Below are 17,383 nucleotides of genomic sequence, written 5' to 3'. Positions count from 1 at the left end.
ATTTTTTCATTAATTTGATTTTAACAAATATTTTGTCAATTTAAGTTAAGGCTATGTTAAGAAACACTCTTTTTTGTTAAGTTGCTGTTAATTATTAAATTCGGATTAAGCTTTAGTTAAAAAACGAACTTTTTCGTTAATTTTTTGTTAATTGAATTGATGTATAAAAATAAGAATATAGTAATATATCCTTATTTTTATACATCAATTCAATTAATATTACTTATATTCTGCTCCTAAAGTTGCGGCGATTATAGCTTTTATTGTATGCATTCTATTTTCACTTTGCTCAAATACAACAGATAAATCAGATTCAAAAACATCATCTGATACTTCCATTTCTTTAATTCCAAAATCTTTATTCATATTTCGTCCTAACTTAGTTTCTAAATTATGAAAAGCTGGCAAGCAATGCATAAATATAACTTTTTTGTTGCAATTATTTATAATTTCCATACTAACTTTGTAAATGGCCAATTTATCTATATTGTCTTTTGAAATATTATTTGATTCCAATATAGAATTCCACGAAGAGGTGTATATTATATCTGCATCTTTAGTCCCTTCATAAAAATTTTCAGTTAGACTTATATTAGATTTATTTTTTTCACTTATATTTTTACATTCATTAACTAATGATTTATCAGGATGCAAATCACTTGGAGCACATATAGTAAAATTAATTCCCATCTTTGCACATGCTATCATTAAAGAATTTACCACACTATTTTTCGTATCTCCAACAAATGTAAGATTGGAACCTTTTAAGTATCCTAACTTTTCTTCTATAGTTAATAAATCTGCCAAAACTTGAGTAGGATTATACTCTATTGTCATTGCATTCCATATAGGAATTTTAGCAAATTCATTTAATTCATTTAAATTCTCTTGAGTTCCTCCATAATAAGCTATCCCATCATATATTTTCCCAAATCCTCTAGCAAAATCTTTTATAGATTCGCTTCTATCACCTTGTAGTTCATTTGCACCTATATTAGTTACTCCAATTCCTAAATCCATAGCTGCAACGTCAAATGCACACCTTGTCTTAATTGAATCTTTTTCAAATATAAGTGCAATATTTTTAGTGTCTAATTTTTTGTGAGATCTATCTAATTTTTTAGCTATTTTATAAAGCTTCGCTAGGTCTAATAGGTATCTTATTTCTTCTTCTGTATAATCTAATAAAGTCAAAAATGATCTTCCCTTTAGATCTATAGTCAATTTAATCCCCCCTAAAAATTGTTGTCTATTTATTTTACTCTTTTATTCGTTTATATGTGCTATTTTAATGCTAAAAAGAAAGACTACACTGATAATATCAATGTAGTCTTTTTTATATCTATTCAAATTTTTGATTTATTGTATTAGGTTGTTCAGGTCCTGCTCCTGCTCTATAGTAAGTAGTTTTGTTTCCATACTTATCTATCTCAGTTACTTTCTCTCTATCTGTATTAGTGTTTTCACTTTCCATATACAGCATTTCTTTGAATATGCCTCTTACACTATTTAAAAATGAATTGTCTTTCAAAATAAGCACCTCCAAGTAAAATATATTGAACTAAATATACATCACTTTTAGTTTTCTCTTATTTTCATTAACAAATACAGTAAAATTTTTACATTTTTAAATTTTATTTCATTACTTTTTTTATTAATTTTAATTTATCTTTATATGGCGGAAATACTAAATTTATATCTATTTTACTACTTCTTTTTACAATTGCTTTTTCATATGTAAAAGTTTTAAAACTATTATATCCATGATATCTTCCAATTCCAGATGTTTTAACTCCTCCAAATGGAAGATTTGTAGATGCAACATGCGTTATTGTATCATTTATGCATCCACCTCCAAAAGTAAAGTTTTTAATTATATAATCACTAAAATATTTATCTTCTGAAAAAACATATAACGCCAGTGGTGTTTGATGTAAGTTTAAATAAAATTTTATATCATCAAGTTCGCTGTACTTTATAATAGGCATTATAGGGCCAAAAATTTCATCTTGCATAACCGCATCATTATAGTTAACATCTTTTAAAATAGTTGGAGAAATATATCTTTCTTTCATATCAATGTCTCCTCCAAATACTATTTTTTCATGATCTTTATCTAGTATATCCTTTAACCTACTCATGTGACGGTCATTAACAATTCTTCCGAAATCTTTGCTATCTTTTATATTAACTCCATAAAATGTTTCTATCGTACTCTTTAATTTTTTTATAAACTCATAATATATATCTTCGTGAACTAATAAATAGTCAGGAGCTACACAAGTCTGCCCAGCATTTGCAAATTTTCCCCATACTATACGTTTTGCTGTCACGTCTAGTTTTGCAGTTTTATCTACTATAGTTGGTGACTTTCCACCTAATTCTAAAGTTGTAGGTATTAAGTTTTTACTAGCTTTTTCCATAACTATTTTGCCTACATTTACGCTTCCTGTAAAAAATATATAATCAAAATTTAAGTCTAATAAATTGCTATTTACAGTATAATCCCCCACTACTATATCAATATAATTTGAATTAAAACACTCTTTAATAATTTTAACTAATATATATTCAACATTAGTAGTGTATTCTGAAGGTTTAATAACAGCTGTGTTTCCACCAGCTATAGCTCCTATAAGCGGTTCTATAGTTAATTGGAAAGGATAATTATAAGGCCCTATTATAAGAACACTTCCATATGCAGAGTTATATACATATGACTTTCCTGGAATTTGCGCTATATCATTTCTTACTCTTTTTACTTTATTCCATTTTTTTATATTTTTCAGTGCATGATTTATAGATCTATATATAAATCCAACCTCTGTTGTATAACTTTCAAACTCAGATTTTCCTAAATCTTTATAAAGTGCATCTATAATTTCATTTTCATATTTTTTTATAGTTTGTTTTAAATTCTTTAAAGCTTTAATTCTATCTTCAACACTAATTATTCCAACTTCATTTAAATGCCTTCTTTGATTTTCCAATATATCTATATAAGGTTTCAAAATAACTCATCTCCAATTGTATATTTATAACTTTATTATATATTATTTCTCTACCCATTTGAACTACTCCTTAAAATTATAAAAAGAGGCTATCTAAAAATAGCCTGATAATTATAAAGATATAAGTTTTAGCGACCTTTAAAGCATCTTCACGCTTTGGAAGCAAAGCTTATATCTTTATACTATTATCGTAAAACTATTTTTAGTGCCTCTTGCTAACTCATCCTACTCTATAGGTTTAAGTTTTGATGTAAAGTGTCTCAAAACTTTAGGTTGCCAAGTTATTTCGTAACCTTTAATTTTATCAGCTCTTTCCTTTATAGATATTAATGCATCTACAATAACATCTAGATGAGCTTGAGTATAAACTCTTCTTGGAATTGCAAGTCTTGTAAGTTCTAATTCTGATTGACGTTGCTCTCCCGTTAAAGGATCATTATCTAACATATATGAACCTATATCACAAGTTCTAATTCCAGCTTCTTTATATAATTCTATTGCAAGTGCTTGTGCAGGGAATTGGTAGTATGGTATATGTGGAAGTAATTTTTTTGCATCTATAAATACTGCATGCCCTCCAACTGGGGATTGATACGCTATTCCTGCCTCATCAAGTCTATTTGCAATATACTCCATTTGTCCTATACGATATTTCAAATAATCAAAATCAATTCCTTCATAAAGTCCAACAGATAACGCCTCTAGGTCACGTCCAGCTAAACCTCCATAAGAAACAAATCCTTCAAATGATATTGTACGAGCTTTTACATTATTGTATAATTCTTCATCATCTCTAACTCCTATAAGCCCTCCCATATTAACTATCGCATCTTTTTTAGAACTCATAGTTAACATGTCTCCATAACTAAACATCTCTTTTACAATTTCTTTTATAGTTTTATCTTGATATCCTTCTTCTCTAGTTTTTATGAAGTATGCATTTTCTGCATATCTTGCAGCATCTATCAATACAGGAATTTTATATTTTTGAGCGACTTTATAAGTTTCTCTCATATTTTCCATTGATACAGGTTGCCCACCTGCAGTGTTGTTAGTTACTGTCATTATTATAACTCCAACGCTTTCTACCCCAAACTCAGTTATTAATTTTTCCATTCGCTCTATGTCCATATTTCCTTTAAATGGAGCATAAGTTACTGTGTCTAAAGCTTCAGGAACTACACAATCTATAGCTTTTGCACCTGTTAACTCAACATGTGCTCGAGTTGTATCAAAATGCATATTTGATATAGCATATTTCCCTTGTTCTACAAATAAAGGAACCAACACTTTTTCTGCAGCTCTACCTTGATGAACTGGTTGTATATATTTATATCCAAATATATCTTTTGCAGCTTCTACTAATTTGAAGTAGCTACTTGCTCCAGAATATGATTCATCTCCTAGCATTACTGCTGCCCATTGCTTAGAACTCATTGCTCCTGTTCCACTGTCTGTTAATAAATCTATGTATACGTCATCTGCTTTTAATGAAAATAGGTTATAATTTGCTCCTTTGATTTTTTCTTCTCTTTCTTCCTTTGTAGTCATTTTGATAGGTTCAACCATTTTGATTTTAAATGGCTCTGCAACATATTTTTTACTCATAATAAAGACCCCCATTTTAGTAGTTTAACTTTATTTATGATGTATTTAAAATGCCTTTGATATGATTTTGATTTTTGTTCCTAATTTTAATATATCAAATTAGAAATCTAGTATCAATATATATTTTTCTTTATTTTAAAATTAAATTTTCACCTTAAATTTTTCTAAATTAACGACCCTATCACAAATCCTTTGAATTAAAGCTTTCTCATGACTTATTACTATAAGCCCTATATTATTTTGTTTGATATAATCTAAAACTACATTCCAAATTTGTGCTTGAGTTATAGCATCTAACATAGTTGTCATTTCATCAGCAATTAAAAACTTAGTATCTTTAGATAAAGCTCTTATAACACAAAATCTCTGTAATTCCCCTCCTGAAAGCTCATTGGGATATCTATTTAACCACTCATTTTTTATTCCTATATAATCTAAAAGTTCTTTAGGTGGATTAAATGATTCTGTTAAAATTTGATGCATTTTCCACTTGGGATTAACGGCTTTTTCTGGATGTTGAAAAATTAATTGTACTGGATTATACTTATTTTTTTTATTTATACCTTCAATTTTTACAGCTCCTGTATATGAGTTTTCATATCCAGCTAAAATTTTTGCCAAAGTAGTTTTTCCAAATCCGCTTGGTGCAACTAATCCAACTATTTCACCACTGTTAATTTCAAAATCTACATTTTTCAAAACATATGTATTGCTATTTTTATACTTAAAACTTATATCCTTGGCTTTAAGTTGCATTTAAACACCTCACCATTCCACCTCTAATATACTTACTATTAGGTCTTTTGTTTTTACAATCATTGGATCTAATTTCACATCGTTCATAAAATAAACATCCTTTAGGAATCTCAGTTGGAAGTGGCTGTGATCCAGGTATTGGTTTAAATTCATTTTGAGGTAAAGCATTGTAAAGAGCTTTTGTATAAGGATGTCTAAGTTTTTCATTCCCACTTTTAAAATCTATTACATTAGCAACTTCCAAGGTAGTTCCTGCATAAAATACAGCAATTTTATCAGCTACCTTTAATGCTGCATCAATATCATGCGTTATCATTAAAACAGCACATCCATTATCTGCAATATCTCTAAAATGTCCTAATGCTTCATTTAATGATTTTTCATCCAATCCAGGAGTAGGTTCATCTGCTATTATTACTTTCGTATCACTTACCAATGCTGTTGATAGCAAAACTTTTCTTGCCATCCCCCCTGATAATTGAAAAGGAAACATTTTATCAACTTTTTCATTTAATCCATACTTAGAAAAAATATTTCTTTGTATTTTACTTGCTTCTTTTTTATTTTCTAATGATAATTTAACTTGATCAGAAACTTTCATAAGAGGATCTAGGTAATTTATTGATTGTGGTATTAACACAATTTCTTTTCCTCTTAATTTTTCTTTTCTTTTTTTATCTAAAATTTCATTTTTATAAATTATGTTGCCTTCAACATTAGAATTTCTAGGAAGTATTCCAAGTATTGCGTGCGCTAACAAACTTTTCCCCGATCCACTTGATCCAACAACAGCTAGTACTTCACCTTCATATAAATCTATATCTAAATTTGTTATAACTTTTAAATTTCTTTTTCTTAATCCTTTCGTATATTGAGAAAAGCTAACTTCTAAACTTTTAACACTTAGTACTGGCTCTTTCATACAACCTCCTATTTATGTGCTAACTTAGGATTTATAAATTTACTTATTTGTTTACCTATATTATCAACCATTAATGAAACTAAGACCAAGCTTATCCCTGGGAAAAAAGCTAACCACCATCTACCACTACTTAAATATTTCATAGCTTCTGATAAAATTATTCCAATAGCAGGTTCATGAGGTTGAAGTCCAAATCCTAAAAAAGTTATAGAAGCCTCATGTAATATAGCATGTGGAAATATTAACACTACTCCTACTAGAAGTTGAGGGATTACATGTGGCAATATATGTTTTGTAGCAATATATACGTTGGATTTACCAAAGTTTTTGGACAGCTTCACATATTCAGAGTTTTTTATTTGCATTACTTCTGCCCTTATTATCCTTGTTAATGATGGCCAGTGTGTAATAGCCACACCTATTATAATTCCTTTTAGCCCTCCACCTAGAGATATAGATATAAGTATTATAACTAAAGCATGTGGAACAGAAAGAAATAAATCTATAATCCATGTAATTATAGAATCAACGGTCTTTCCCATAGTAGCACTCATTAATCCTAAAGTTAATGCTATTAATCCACTTATCATAGATGCCATAACACCTATCTTCATACTTAAACTAAGACCCTTTATAGTTCTATAAAACATATCTCTTCCCATCCAGTCTGTACCAAACAAGTAATTTAAATTTGGGGATATATTTTTTTGAGTTAAATCTATAGCTATTTGCTTTTGTGTTATAAAGCTACCAAATACAATTATTCCTATTAAAAAACAACTAAAAATTAATATAGATAAAATGGTTTTTTCTCTTATTCCTATATTAATCTTACTGTTAGAATGAGTTTTTTCTTTTATACATTGAAGTTGTTCCATTAGTTAGTATTTCCCTCCTTCATTCTAGGATCGATAACCTTATATAAAATATCTGCAATTAAATTTCCAGTAAATACAAATATTAAACTTATTATAACCACACCCATTAAAAGAGGTAAGTCTCCTTTAATCCCTGCATCAACTGTAGCTTGTCCAAGTCCTGGATATGAAAAAACTTGTTCTGCAAATATAGTGCCTGCAAATAATTCACTAAATGATAAAAACTGAAGTGTTATAGCTGGCAGTGCAACGTTTCTTATAATATGATTAAATATTATACTTTTACTACTTTCTCCTCTTGCTTTTGCAAAAAGTACATAATCACTATTTGAAATTTCAATAACATTTTCTCTCGTATGTAAACATATATTGGCTACACCTAAAACACTTAAAGTCAATGCTGGAAGTATTAAGTGTTTTAATAGACTTTTTAATGTAACTTCACTTGCCAACACTCCAATAGGTACCCCTAGTGCAACCGGAAATAATTTTAACTTAACAGAAAATATCATGATAAGTAAAATGCCTAACCAGAAGGTAGGAGTTGAAATTAAAATATGACAATACCCCCTTATAATTTTATCAACTATGCTACCTTCTTTTATTCCAGATATAACCCCCATAACAAATCCTAGTATGCCAGAAATTGTCCATGCCACAACCATAAGCGCTAAAGATGCCATAAATTTTTCTGTTATAACATCTATTACAGGTCGTCTATATATCATCGATGTTCCAAAATCACCTTTCAGTATTGAGCTAAACCATGAAATAAATCTTTCAACAGGAGGTTTATTAAGCCCCCAATAATTAGCTATTTCTTCTCTTTGTTCTTGTGTAACACTTAAATCTGCACCTACATAAGCCTTGATAGGATCTATCGGTGACTTTTCCATTAAAATAAAACTTACTATACACACAGCAATTAAAAGAGTTGCAAGTCTTATAATTTTTTTCATTAAAAATATTCCTATATTATTAGGGTTATTCATATGAGTATCTCCTTGAAAAATTTACTTTTTCCATTTCCATTCTGTTATATTATCAAGAATTCTACCTCCATGTGGTTGAACAACTGGAGTTCCTATGTCTAGATTTTCATCAGCTATGTATAAATGCCCTGCATTTACAAGCCATGCATATGTTGAATCTCCTTTAGTTGAAAATCCTGTTTCTCCATCCCATTGTGCTTTTTTCCAATATTCAATAGCTTCATTTTCATTTTCACTTTGTAAAGCTTTACTTATATATTCATCAACCTTTTCATTTTTATAGTATCCAGCATTATTCCAAGGAACTCCAACTCCTATAACTTTACTACTATATAAATAGTTAAGCTCTGATGGATCTCCTGATCCCCATCCAAATAGTACAGGTTGAGAGTTTATCTCAGGCTCTATAGTATCCCATGTTTTAGCTTCTAAATCGATTTTTATACCTAATTGTTTTGCAGTTTCAACTACTGATAACCCCAATTCTTGTCTGTATTTTCCATCTGTATAAAGTAATTTAAATTCAGCTTTAGTACCATCTTTTTCTAAAATACCATCAGAGTTTGAGTCCTTCCAACCGCCTTCTTTAAGTATCTTCTTAGCTTTTTCTATATCTCCATCACCTTTTAGTATTGTTTCCTTATTAAGCCAAGGCATTTTTTCAAGGCCAGTTGTTGATACATCTCCAAATCCATCTAAAACTCCATCTACTAGCTCTTGTCTATTTATAGCATAATTCAAAGCTTCTCTTATTGATTTATCACTTGTTACATCATTACCAACAGGATGTCCATCTTTATTTTTTTCTCCACTTTTTTGCATAGGGAATTCTATACCATAAGTTTCTATACTATCTAACTCAATTACCTTTTTTCCATCTACTTTATCTTTCCCAAAAGATCCTGGGATAGATGCTATATCTACTTCTCCCGATTTTACAGCTGCATAAGCTGCATCATCATCTAAAAACACCATAGTTAATTTTTTTATACTAGGCTTTTCTCCATAATAATTTTCATTAGCTTCTGCTATAACTTGTTGCCCTTTATCCCATTGAACAAATTTATATGGACCTGATCCAATTGGATTTTGTGCAAATTTTTCATCATGTGCATGTTTAGGAACTATACCTATCGATGCCATTTTCTCTATAAATGTAGATTGTGGCTCTTTTAATTTAAACTCTATATTGTGATCATCAATTGCTTTTACACTGTCTAAGATAGTTAAATCTATATTAGATCCACTTTCTTTTGATTTTTCATATGTATATACAACATCTTCAGCTGTTAAATTTCCTCCATCGCTAAATTTAACCCCATCTCTTATAGATACATTCCATGTTAACCTATCATCTGAAACCTTATATCCTGTTGCTAAATCATTTTCCATTCCTAAATTTTTATCTCTTTTAAATAGCGTTGAAAAAAATACTCTAGTCATTGATCCATGTCCCCCAGTTGTAGCATCAAACCCTTCATCTGGTTCATATGCCACTGCAGCAACAAGTTCACTATTTTCTATTCTAGAGTTTGTATTAACTTTAGCACTCGATTTTTCTCCTTCTTTTGAACTTGCACATCCTGTGATCGTTCCAACAGTAAGCATCATAGTTAATGCTATAGATATCGACCTTTTTAGTTTCATAAATTATCCCCCTTATTTAAACGTAAAAAAACCACAAAAGTTACATGTCTTACGACATGATTAACCTTCATGGTTTTAATTTCATTTATATACTATTTTTTTCTACAACTTAATTATATCCATATATTTCTTAATATTCAATAATTTCTCAAAATTTATTTCTATTTAAATATAAAAGAAAAGAGTTTGCAATATACAAACTCTTTTCTTTATATGTATCTATCACTATATAATTTTATACTATGTACATTTATATCTTTTGCTAGCCTAAAGCTATCTATTACCCAATTAAGATCTTTTATTCTTATACATCTAGTTATTATAAGCATAGCTATATATATAGCCATAGAAATAAATATTTTATTTATAATATTGTATCCTATAAATGAAGCTAATATAACAGATACACCTATGCATAAAATTGGTTTTATAACCCAATTAAACATTTTAAATTGTAACTTGGTAGTTTTTAAAACATTTATCATATTCAATCCAAAGTTAATAATATTACTTACAAATATAACTAATATAAACCCTTCTACGCCCTTTGTAGGTATTATAAAGTATATTATAAGAATTCTAATAACCATATCAAACAAATTTATTTTTAACAATGCAACTTGCTTGTTTAAAGAATTTAAAATCCCATCCATTATTCTTTCTAAATACATTATAGGTATTACTGGGGCTAAAATTCTAATTATAGGACCTATATCTTTATTGCTATAAACTGCCATTCCTATATCATTTGCAAATGCAATAAAAACACCTGATGCAAATATTGATATTATAAATGTTATTCTAAATACATTAGAAATTATAAAATTGACCATTTTATTCCTATTTAACGAGTGTGCTTCTGATATTTCTGGTATTATCAAAGTTGCAAAGGAACTTAAAAATACTGCCGGAAAATTTATTATAGGAAGTGCCATACCTTTTATCATTCCAAATATTGACAAAGATGCTGAAATTGAAGTTCCAGACATTCTAAGAGCATTAGGTATTAATATATCTTCTATAGTTCTAAGTCCACTTTGGATATATGAACTTGATGCTATTGGAAATGCTATTTTGCTTATGTCACTAATTCTACATTCATTGTAATTACTACAACATACAGTTCTGCTTAATGGTCTTGTTTTAAGTGCACACAATATGTATGCATATATGCAAGATACTATATTACCTACAGCCATACCTACACATATAAGTGCACATATGTTTTCTATATTAGTATCTACAAATATAGTAATAGCTGCTATTGAAATTGCCATCATTAATAAATGTTCTAAAATTTCTGCGGAAACAGATTTAACAACTTCTCTTGCTCCATAAAAGTAACCACTTAAACAAGAAGAAATTCCTATAAACGGTAAACTGTAAGCTAATATTTTTAAAGATAGCACAGATCTTGCATCTTTTAAAAATACATTTCCTATATATTCCGCTCCATAAAAAAGCACAATAGATGTTACTATACTGAAAAACAAACTGTATATGCATCCTTTATTTACTATAGTTCTTATACCCTTGTTATTTCCTTTTCCTACTTGTTCTGCAACAAGCCTTGTAATTGCTATTCTGATTCCAGCACTCGAAAATGTTACAGCCATAATATATACAGACATTATAAGCTGATACAATCCCATTCCTTCCGGTCCTATTTTCTTGGATAAATATACCCTGAAAAACATAGATATAAATCCAAATATAATAGTTGAGAATGTCATTATTATTGCATTTATTATAAGCTTTTTTCTTCTCATGCAATCACCTATCATATATCAAATTTGTACCTTGTACATTTTTAATATATATGTGATTACACTCAATAAAATTCTATAATAATTTTATATTAGATGTTAAATCTGTTACATAATCTAGAGCACATGCAGAATTTTCTTCATCTGCCATTATCGTTAAATAATCCCCTCCGAGTAATGTAGTGTCACCGCTTGGAATTATTTCTTTACCGCCTCTTGTTATAGATACTATTAAACAATTTTCTGGCCATTTTACATCTTTTATTTTTTTATGTTCTATTTCACAACCTAAATGAATTGCAACTTCCATTAAACTCTTTCTAGATGAGTTAGATTCAAATTTATCATTTCCGCTCTGTAAGCATCTTTCAAGCAAGCTTTCATATATAGGTTCTGATTTAAATAAATCTGATGTAACATATGCTACTATACATACTATTGCAAGAGATAATAAATGGTCAAAACTTCCTGTCATTTCACATATTAGTATAATTCCAGTTATAGGAGCTTTTACTATAGATGCAAAGTTTCCTGCCATAGCAAGTATTATAAAGTTCAGTATATATATGCTAGGAATATCAAACACATTAACTGCTACTATCCCAAATATATTGCCTATTAACGCTCCTAATACTAATAGTGGGAAGAATATCCCTCCTGGAACTCCTGATCCAAATCCTACAAATGTAAGTAAATATTTAACTAATAAAAATAATAATAGCATTTTTAATGTCATAGAGCTTTTATCTAAAGACATTATAAGTTCATGTCCTCCACCTAATAAAATTGGTGCAGTTAATCCCACAACGCCTGTTATTAAAAACGGGATTATTACTTTTATTTCAGTACTTAATTTTGATTTTTTAAATATAGATTGAGTTTTTAAAATTCCGCTATTAAATATAACACCACTTATACCTACTATGATACCTAATATTATTAATAACCAATAATACTTTAAATCTAATACTCTAACACCTACAAAATTAAGAGATTTACCAACTCCTAAAAATGTTTTTGTAATAAAATCAGACATTAATGCAGATGCCATAACAGAAAGTAGTACTAATGGTGAAAAGTTTTTATGAACTTCCTCTAAGGCAAACATCACACCTGATATAGGAGCATTAAAAGCTGCTGCTAATCCTGCACTTGCTCCACTAGTTATTAAATATTTTTCTTCAACACTAACTCTTTTAAATATTTTTGCAAATCCCTCACCTATACTAGCTCCCATTTGAACAGAAGGACCCTCTCTTCCTAGAGATAATCCAGCTCCTAAGGCTATAAGTCCACCTACAAATTTATTTATTAAAACGCTTAACCAACTGCCTTTTAATTTTTTCATTAGTATTCCTTCTACTTGAGGTATACCACTACCACTAATTAATGGTACCTTTTTTACCATAAGACCTACTACATATCCACTTATGATTAATAATCCAAATAACAATATAGTATTTACTAAATTTCCTCTACTATTAGAGTAAAACCACATAAATACATTAGTTACTTTTTCTAATAATATCCTGTGAAGTACTATTGTAACTCCAACAATCGCACCTATTATAGTACTTTCCGCTATAAGTTTAAACTTTAAATTTTCAGTATGCTTTAATAGATTGCATGTTTTTTCTTTCTCCATTTAGCATCCTCCTTTTTTACCATCATTTTTATTATACTACTAATTGCTATATTTTTAAATTGTATACAGTATATTATTTTCAAATAAATTAAGTTTTTATATTTGTTCGATTCCATATTCATTTTTTTTGATATATAATAAGGTTTAAATAACCAATTATTAGAAAGGGTATTTTAATGACAAAGGAAACACATTCATCTGGAGGATACTTAATTGCAGCTCTTACGTTTTCTACTTTTAGTAATGTATATTTAGAAAACTTTAATACTTTATATAAATTAATGCTTTTTTTTATTTATTTTCAGTTTGCTAATTTAGGATCTTTATTACCTGATTTAGATACTAGAAAATCTTATATGAGTAAAAAATGGCCTCACTTATCAAAGTTTATTTCAAAGAGAACAAAACATAGAGGATTTACTCATAGTCTTTTATTTTTATTAATTTTATCAGAGTTTCTAAAATTAATAGTTTTAATAGGTGATAAAAATATTATATTGATTTGTTCCTCATATGGTATGTTTTTAGGATATGCCTCTCATATATTATTAGACATTTTCACGTATGAAGGTGTTGATTTATTTTTCCCTTTAGGTTTTAATTTTAAGTTATCCAGATTAAAAACTAGTTCAAAAGGTGAAAGGTATGTTAATAAGGTTTTAAAATTTATTTCTATAAATTTAATTTTTTACAACTTATACTACTTACTCAATATAAAAATTTAGTACAAGAAAAGCCTAAATCAAGTAATTGTTACTACATACTTGATTTAGGCTTTTTTTAATATATATCAGAAAACTCTATTTGTATTTTTTTGTCTATATCAATAGATTCATTTTGAATAGAATTTTTACTTGAATCTTGTAAAACTATTTGATTTGGAATTTTTACTTCAAACTCTGTTCCAACTCCTACTTCGCTATTTACATTTATAGTTCCATCATGCAATTCAACTAAAGACTTAACTATTGATAATCCAATTCCACTGCCCTCACTTATTTTAGTCAATCTATTATCAACTTGCTTAAATTTCTCAAATACATCATTAATTTTATCCTTAGGTATTCCTACTCCAGTATCTTTAACACTTATATCTATATGTTCTGGATTACATCTAATACCTACATCTATTTGACCATTTTCCTTATTATATTTTATTGCATTAGATAATAAGTTTAGTATTACTCTCTCCATTTTGTCACTATCAAAAGATACTATTTTCTCTTCTTGATCAGTGTCAAATATTAGCTCTATGCTTTGAGACTTACTAAACTCTACAACTGAATCACATATATTTTCTACAAAACTTATTATATCTTGGTTTTGAGGATTATAATCTACACACCCTGAATCAATTCTGGTTGAGTCAATTAAATTATTTACTAACTTTAAAAGCCGCATACCATTTTGATCTATTATATTTAGATATCGTATTAATATATTAAGGTCACCTTTTTCTATCTTTGGGATACTTTGGTCTATTAACTGGACCGATGAAAATATTAGATTTAATGGAGTTCTAAATTCATGAGTTAAATTCGAGAAAAAGTCTAACCTAAGTTTTTCGAGTTCTCTTTCGGTGGCTTTCTTTTGAGTTAAGTCTATTATAATCCCAATTACGCCTATTACTTTTTTTCTATAGTCCCATAAAGGAACTTTAGTTATTTCTACATATTTATCCCCTGAACTTCTTTCCATAAAATCTTCATTTACATTTGTAATCTTATGTTTGATTACTTGGTTATCAGCTTCTCTATACTCTACTATTTTGTCTTCTTTTAAATTTAAATCATAATCTTTTTTACCAATTATTTTTTTTCTATCTAATTCTAACAATTCTCCAAAAGCTTCATTGCAATACAGATATACACCTTGTACATCTTTATAAAAAATAGGTATAGGTAAATTATCTACAATTATTTCTAACATTTTATTTCTATTTTCTATTCCTATTGGAGTTTTTGAATTTACATAATCATAAATCTTAAAACCATATGTACCTATTACATTTTTCTCTTCATCAATCATAGGATGTATAAAAATACTTACCCATTTATTATCTTCAAATATTATTTTTTCAATAGCATCTTCTTTTTTATCTAATATAAGCTTTTCATATTCTTCCATATGTTCAAATCCATTGTGAATTTCAAGTTCTTTATTTTTCTTACCTATTATTTCCCCCTTAGGCATGCCTACTAATTCTTCAAAGTTTCTATTGATTTTTATGTATCTACCATTAATATCTTTTGTCCAAATTATAGCTTTTAAATTATTTTGAATTAGTAAATTGTAATTACTACTTACATGATAAACCTGAAACCACATATAAAAATTATCATCTTTATCTATATTTAAAGTTACTTTATATATATCTTTTAAATTACAAACATACTGATATCTTGTAAATTTATTATTACTTACTTTATCAAATAATTCAATTTCTTCTTTTGATATCCCTAATATCTCACATACATCCTTATTTAATATCTCATCCTCGCTTTCAATTTTTATTTTTTTTAGTAATAATTCATTTCCACCCTTAATTATATAGTCCAAGCTTCCATTTTTGTTACTTATACGTTTTCCCCATACATACGGTATAGGGCATACTTGTAAAACATCTTCATAACTATGAACGATCAAATTTATCTCCCCTTATTCTGTATACCGAATTTATACTTTAATTATAGCAAATAAATACAAAAATCTCGATTACAATTTGTAATCGAGACTTTTGTTTATGCATAAATATCAGAAAATTCTACTTTTATTTTTTCTATATACGAATTTTGTAGGTTTTTTTCTATTATATTACATTCATATTCTTCTTCTAATTCGGCAGGTATACTTATCTTAAATGTTGTTCCAAGTCCAAGTTCACTCTCAACATCTATAGATCCTCCATGCATGTCAACTAAGCTTTTCACTAGATATAAACCTATTCCACTTCCTTCTCCACTTCTTATTGTATTATTTTCTACTTGTTTAAATCTTTCAAATATAGAATTCAGTTTATTTTGAGGTATTCCTATTCCATCATCAGATATTTCTATTTCTAACATTTTATTTGATTCTCTTATATAAATTTCTATTTTTCCTTGTTCTTTTGTAAACTTAATTGAATTAGATAATATATTTAATATTATTCGCTCCATTTTATCTAAGTCGAAAGAAATTATTTTTTCTTCTATATCCGTATCAAATATAACTTCTATATTTTTTTGCTTAGCAAAGTCTACTATAGATTGACAAATGCTTTCTACAAAATATACAATATCATAATTTTGAGGATTATATTCAAAGTATCCAGATGTTATTTTGTTTGAATCAATTAGATTGTTTACTAGTTTAAGTAATCTGTAGGTATTTTGAGTTGCCATATTTATGTATTTTGTGATTGATTGATCTTCTTTTTTTTCTATATTATTTAATTTTAAATCTAAAACCTGAAGCGAACTAAAAATTATGTTTAATGGAGTTCTAAGTTCATGAGATAGATTAGCAAAAAAATCTCCTCTTATTTTATTGTTAATCTCATGTTCTATTTGTTCATTTTTATCAACAAACCAAATTACATAATTATTATCATATAAGTTTGTAGATATTAATTCAAAATTCCAGTTACTATTTTTAATATTAACACTTACTTTTTTTTCACTTATTATATGCTCAAATATATCTATGTTTTTATTTTCATCTAAAATATGAAATTCTTCTTCGCCTACTATTTCAGTTTCATCCGTAGCTAAAATGTTTTTTAGTGTTTCACTTATAGAATTGATTTTTATTACATTTTTTTTATCTGTTGTTTTGCATATTTCTCCAACTATATATGGAGTAGGCGAGGATTTTAATATATCTTCCTCAATACATTTATATTTCATTTTACCCCCCACTTATAAAAACCAAATTAAAAATAATTATATTAAAAATTTCTATTTTTTTCTCATGATTTCCTTTCATATTTTCATTTTTTTTTTAGACATTTTATTTAAAACCAAACAAATTAAAGTGTTTTTCGACTTTCATATTATTAATTTAAGTTTTAATATATTTAAACTTTATTAAATTTTCTTTCTTTTTATTTTATGCTTTATTTTTCTTAAAAATTATATATAATAATATATATATTAAATGGGTAAACTTTTTAATATT

General features: G+C 27.8%; 14 protein-coding genes. 1 reads left to right on the top strand and 13 read right to left on the bottom strand.

Annotated elements, in window-relative coordinates:
* Window positions 1-219: 219 nt before the first annotated feature.
* The 11 genes from argF to KXZ80_RS04505 form a co-directional block, all read right to left on the bottom strand.
* Window positions 220-1,224: an ornithine carbamoyltransferase gene (gene argF / locus KXZ80_RS04555; RefSeq protein ID WP_021432275.1), complete on the bottom strand. Its 1,005-nt coding sequence runs from the start codon at window positions 1,222-1,224 to the stop codon at window positions 220-222.
* A gap of 118 nt (window positions 1,225-1,342) precedes the next feature.
* Window positions 1,343-1,531, bottom strand: a complete 189-nt coding sequence (locus tag KXZ80_RS04550; protein ID WP_021432274.1) for a hypothetical protein — start codon at window positions 1,529-1,531, stop codon at window positions 1,343-1,345.
* 103 nt (window positions 1,532-1,634) lie between these two features.
* Window positions 1,635-3,011, bottom strand: coding sequence for an aldehyde dehydrogenase (locus KXZ80_RS04545; protein ID WP_021432273.1), 1,377 nt, complete (start codon window positions 3,009-3,011; stop codon window positions 1,635-1,637).
* A 225-nt stretch (window positions 3,012-3,236) separates the two neighbouring features.
* Window positions 3,237-4,619, bottom strand: a complete 1,383-nt coding sequence (locus KXZ80_RS04540; protein ID WP_021432272.1) for a tryptophanase — start codon at window positions 4,617-4,619, stop codon at window positions 3,237-3,239.
* Between the two features lie 141 nt (window positions 4,620-4,760).
* Complete coding sequence (locus KXZ80_RS04535; RefSeq protein ID WP_021432271.1) at window positions 4,761-5,375, bottom strand: ABC transporter ATP-binding protein; 615 nt, start codon at window positions 5,373-5,375, stop codon at window positions 4,761-4,763.
* On the bottom strand, window positions 5,365-6,297 hold the full coding sequence (locus KXZ80_RS04530; protein ID WP_021432270.1) for an oligopeptide/dipeptide ABC transporter ATP-binding protein: 933 nt from the start codon (window positions 6,295-6,297) through the stop codon (window positions 5,365-5,367). Before KXZ80_RS04530 ends, KXZ80_RS04535 begins: the two co-directional genes overlap by 11 nt.
* A gap of 8 nt (window positions 6,298-6,305) precedes the next feature.
* Window positions 6,306-7,175, bottom strand: a complete 870-nt coding sequence (locus KXZ80_RS04525) for an ABC transporter permease (protein WP_021432269.1) — start codon at window positions 7,173-7,175, stop codon at window positions 6,306-6,308.
* Window positions 7,175-8,167 carry an ABC transporter permease gene (locus KXZ80_RS04520; RefSeq protein WP_021432268.1) on the bottom strand — a complete coding sequence of 331 codons (993 nt, stop codon included), beginning with the start codon at window positions 8,165-8,167 and terminating at the stop codon, window positions 7,175-7,177. The genes KXZ80_RS04525 and KXZ80_RS04520 overlap by 1 nt, the downstream gene beginning before the upstream one ends.
* 21 nt (window positions 8,168-8,188) lie before the next feature.
* Window positions 8,189-9,814 carry an ABC transporter substrate-binding protein gene (locus KXZ80_RS04515; RefSeq protein ID WP_021432267.1) on the bottom strand — a complete coding sequence of 542 codons (1,626 nt, stop codon included), beginning with the start codon at window positions 9,812-9,814 and terminating at the stop codon, window positions 8,189-8,191.
* A gap of 209 nt (window positions 9,815-10,023) precedes the next feature.
* Window positions 10,024-11,583: an oligosaccharide flippase family protein gene (locus KXZ80_RS04510; RefSeq protein ID WP_021432266.1), complete on the bottom strand. Its 1,560-nt coding sequence runs from the start codon at window positions 11,581-11,583 to the stop codon at window positions 10,024-10,026.
* 73 nt (window positions 11,584-11,656) lie between these two features.
* Window positions 11,657-13,225 (bottom strand): ClC family H(+)/Cl(-) exchange transporter, encoded by a 1,569-nt coding sequence (locus tag KXZ80_RS04505; protein ID WP_021432265.1) that lies wholly within the window; start codon window positions 13,223-13,225, stop codon window positions 11,657-11,659.
* 176 nt (window positions 13,226-13,401) lie between these two features.
* Here KXZ80_RS04505 and KXZ80_RS04500 point away from each other — a divergent pair, with 176 nt between their 5' ends.
* Window positions 13,402-13,950 carry a metal-dependent hydrolase gene (locus tag KXZ80_RS04500; protein ID WP_021432264.1) on the top strand — a complete coding sequence of 183 codons (549 nt, stop codon included), beginning with the start codon at window positions 13,402-13,404 and terminating at the stop codon, window positions 13,948-13,950.
* Window positions 13,951-14,005: 55 nt separating this feature from the next.
* On the opposite strand, the gene KXZ80_RS04495 is transcribed toward KXZ80_RS04500, so the two are convergent.
* Together KXZ80_RS04495 and KXZ80_RS04490 are read right to left on the bottom strand one after the other, a co-directional pair.
* A complete protein-coding gene (locus KXZ80_RS04495; RefSeq protein WP_021432263.1) occupies window positions 14,006-15,871 on the bottom strand; it encodes a hybrid sensor histidine kinase/response regulator in 1,866 nt (621 codons plus the stop codon).
* 95 nt (window positions 15,872-15,966) lie between these two features.
* Window positions 15,967-17,112: a sensor histidine kinase gene (locus tag KXZ80_RS04490; protein ID WP_021432262.1), complete on the bottom strand. Its 1,146-nt coding sequence runs from the start codon at window positions 17,110-17,112 to the stop codon at window positions 15,967-15,969.
* Window positions 17,113-17,383 lie beyond the last annotated feature (271 nt).

Source organism: Paraclostridium bifermentans, from assembly GCF_019916025.1.
GTDB classification, from domain to species: Bacteria; Bacillota; Clostridia; order Peptostreptococcales; family Peptostreptococcaceae; genus Paraclostridium; species Paraclostridium bifermentans.
The sequence above is the reverse complement of the archived record's forward strand: the minus strand, read 5'-3'. Positions and strand labels throughout refer to the sequence as shown.

Coding starts and splice junctions, on each gene's coding strand:
- KXZ80_RS04540 (WP_021432272.1), bottom strand. CDS start 4,619: ATGAGTAAAAAATATGTTGCAGAGCCATTTAAAATCAAAATGGTTGAA.
- KXZ80_RS04535 (WP_021432271.1), bottom strand. CDS start 5,375: ATGCAACTTAAAGCCAAGGATATAAGTTTTAAGTATAAAAATAGCAAT.
- KXZ80_RS04530 (WP_021432270.1), bottom strand. CDS start 6,297: ATGAAAGAGCCAGTACTAAGTGTTAAAAGTTTAGAAGTTAGCTTTTCT.
- KXZ80_RS04525 (WP_021432269.1), bottom strand. CDS start 7,175: ATGGAACAACTTCAATGTATAAAAGAAAAAACTCATTCTAACAGTAAG.
- KXZ80_RS04520 (WP_021432268.1), bottom strand. CDS start 8,167: ATGAATAACCCTAATAATATAGGAATATTTTTAATGAAAAAAATTATA.
- KXZ80_RS04515 (WP_021432267.1), bottom strand. CDS start 9,814: ATGAAACTAAAAAGGTCGATATCTATAGCATTAACTATGATGCTTACT.
- KXZ80_RS04510 (WP_021432266.1), bottom strand. CDS start 11,583: ATGAGAAGAAAAAAGCTTATAATAAATGCAATAATAATGACATTCTCA.
- KXZ80_RS04505 (WP_021432265.1), bottom strand. CDS start 13,225: ATGGAGAAAGAAAAAACATGCAATCTATTAAAGCATACTGAAAATTTA.
- KXZ80_RS04500 (WP_021432264.1), top strand. CDS start 13,402: ATGACAAAGGAAACACATTCATCTGGAGGATACTTAATTGCAGCTCTT.
- KXZ80_RS04490 (WP_021432262.1), bottom strand. CDS start 17,112: ATGAAATATAAATGTATTGAGGAAGATATATTAAAATCCTCGCCTACT.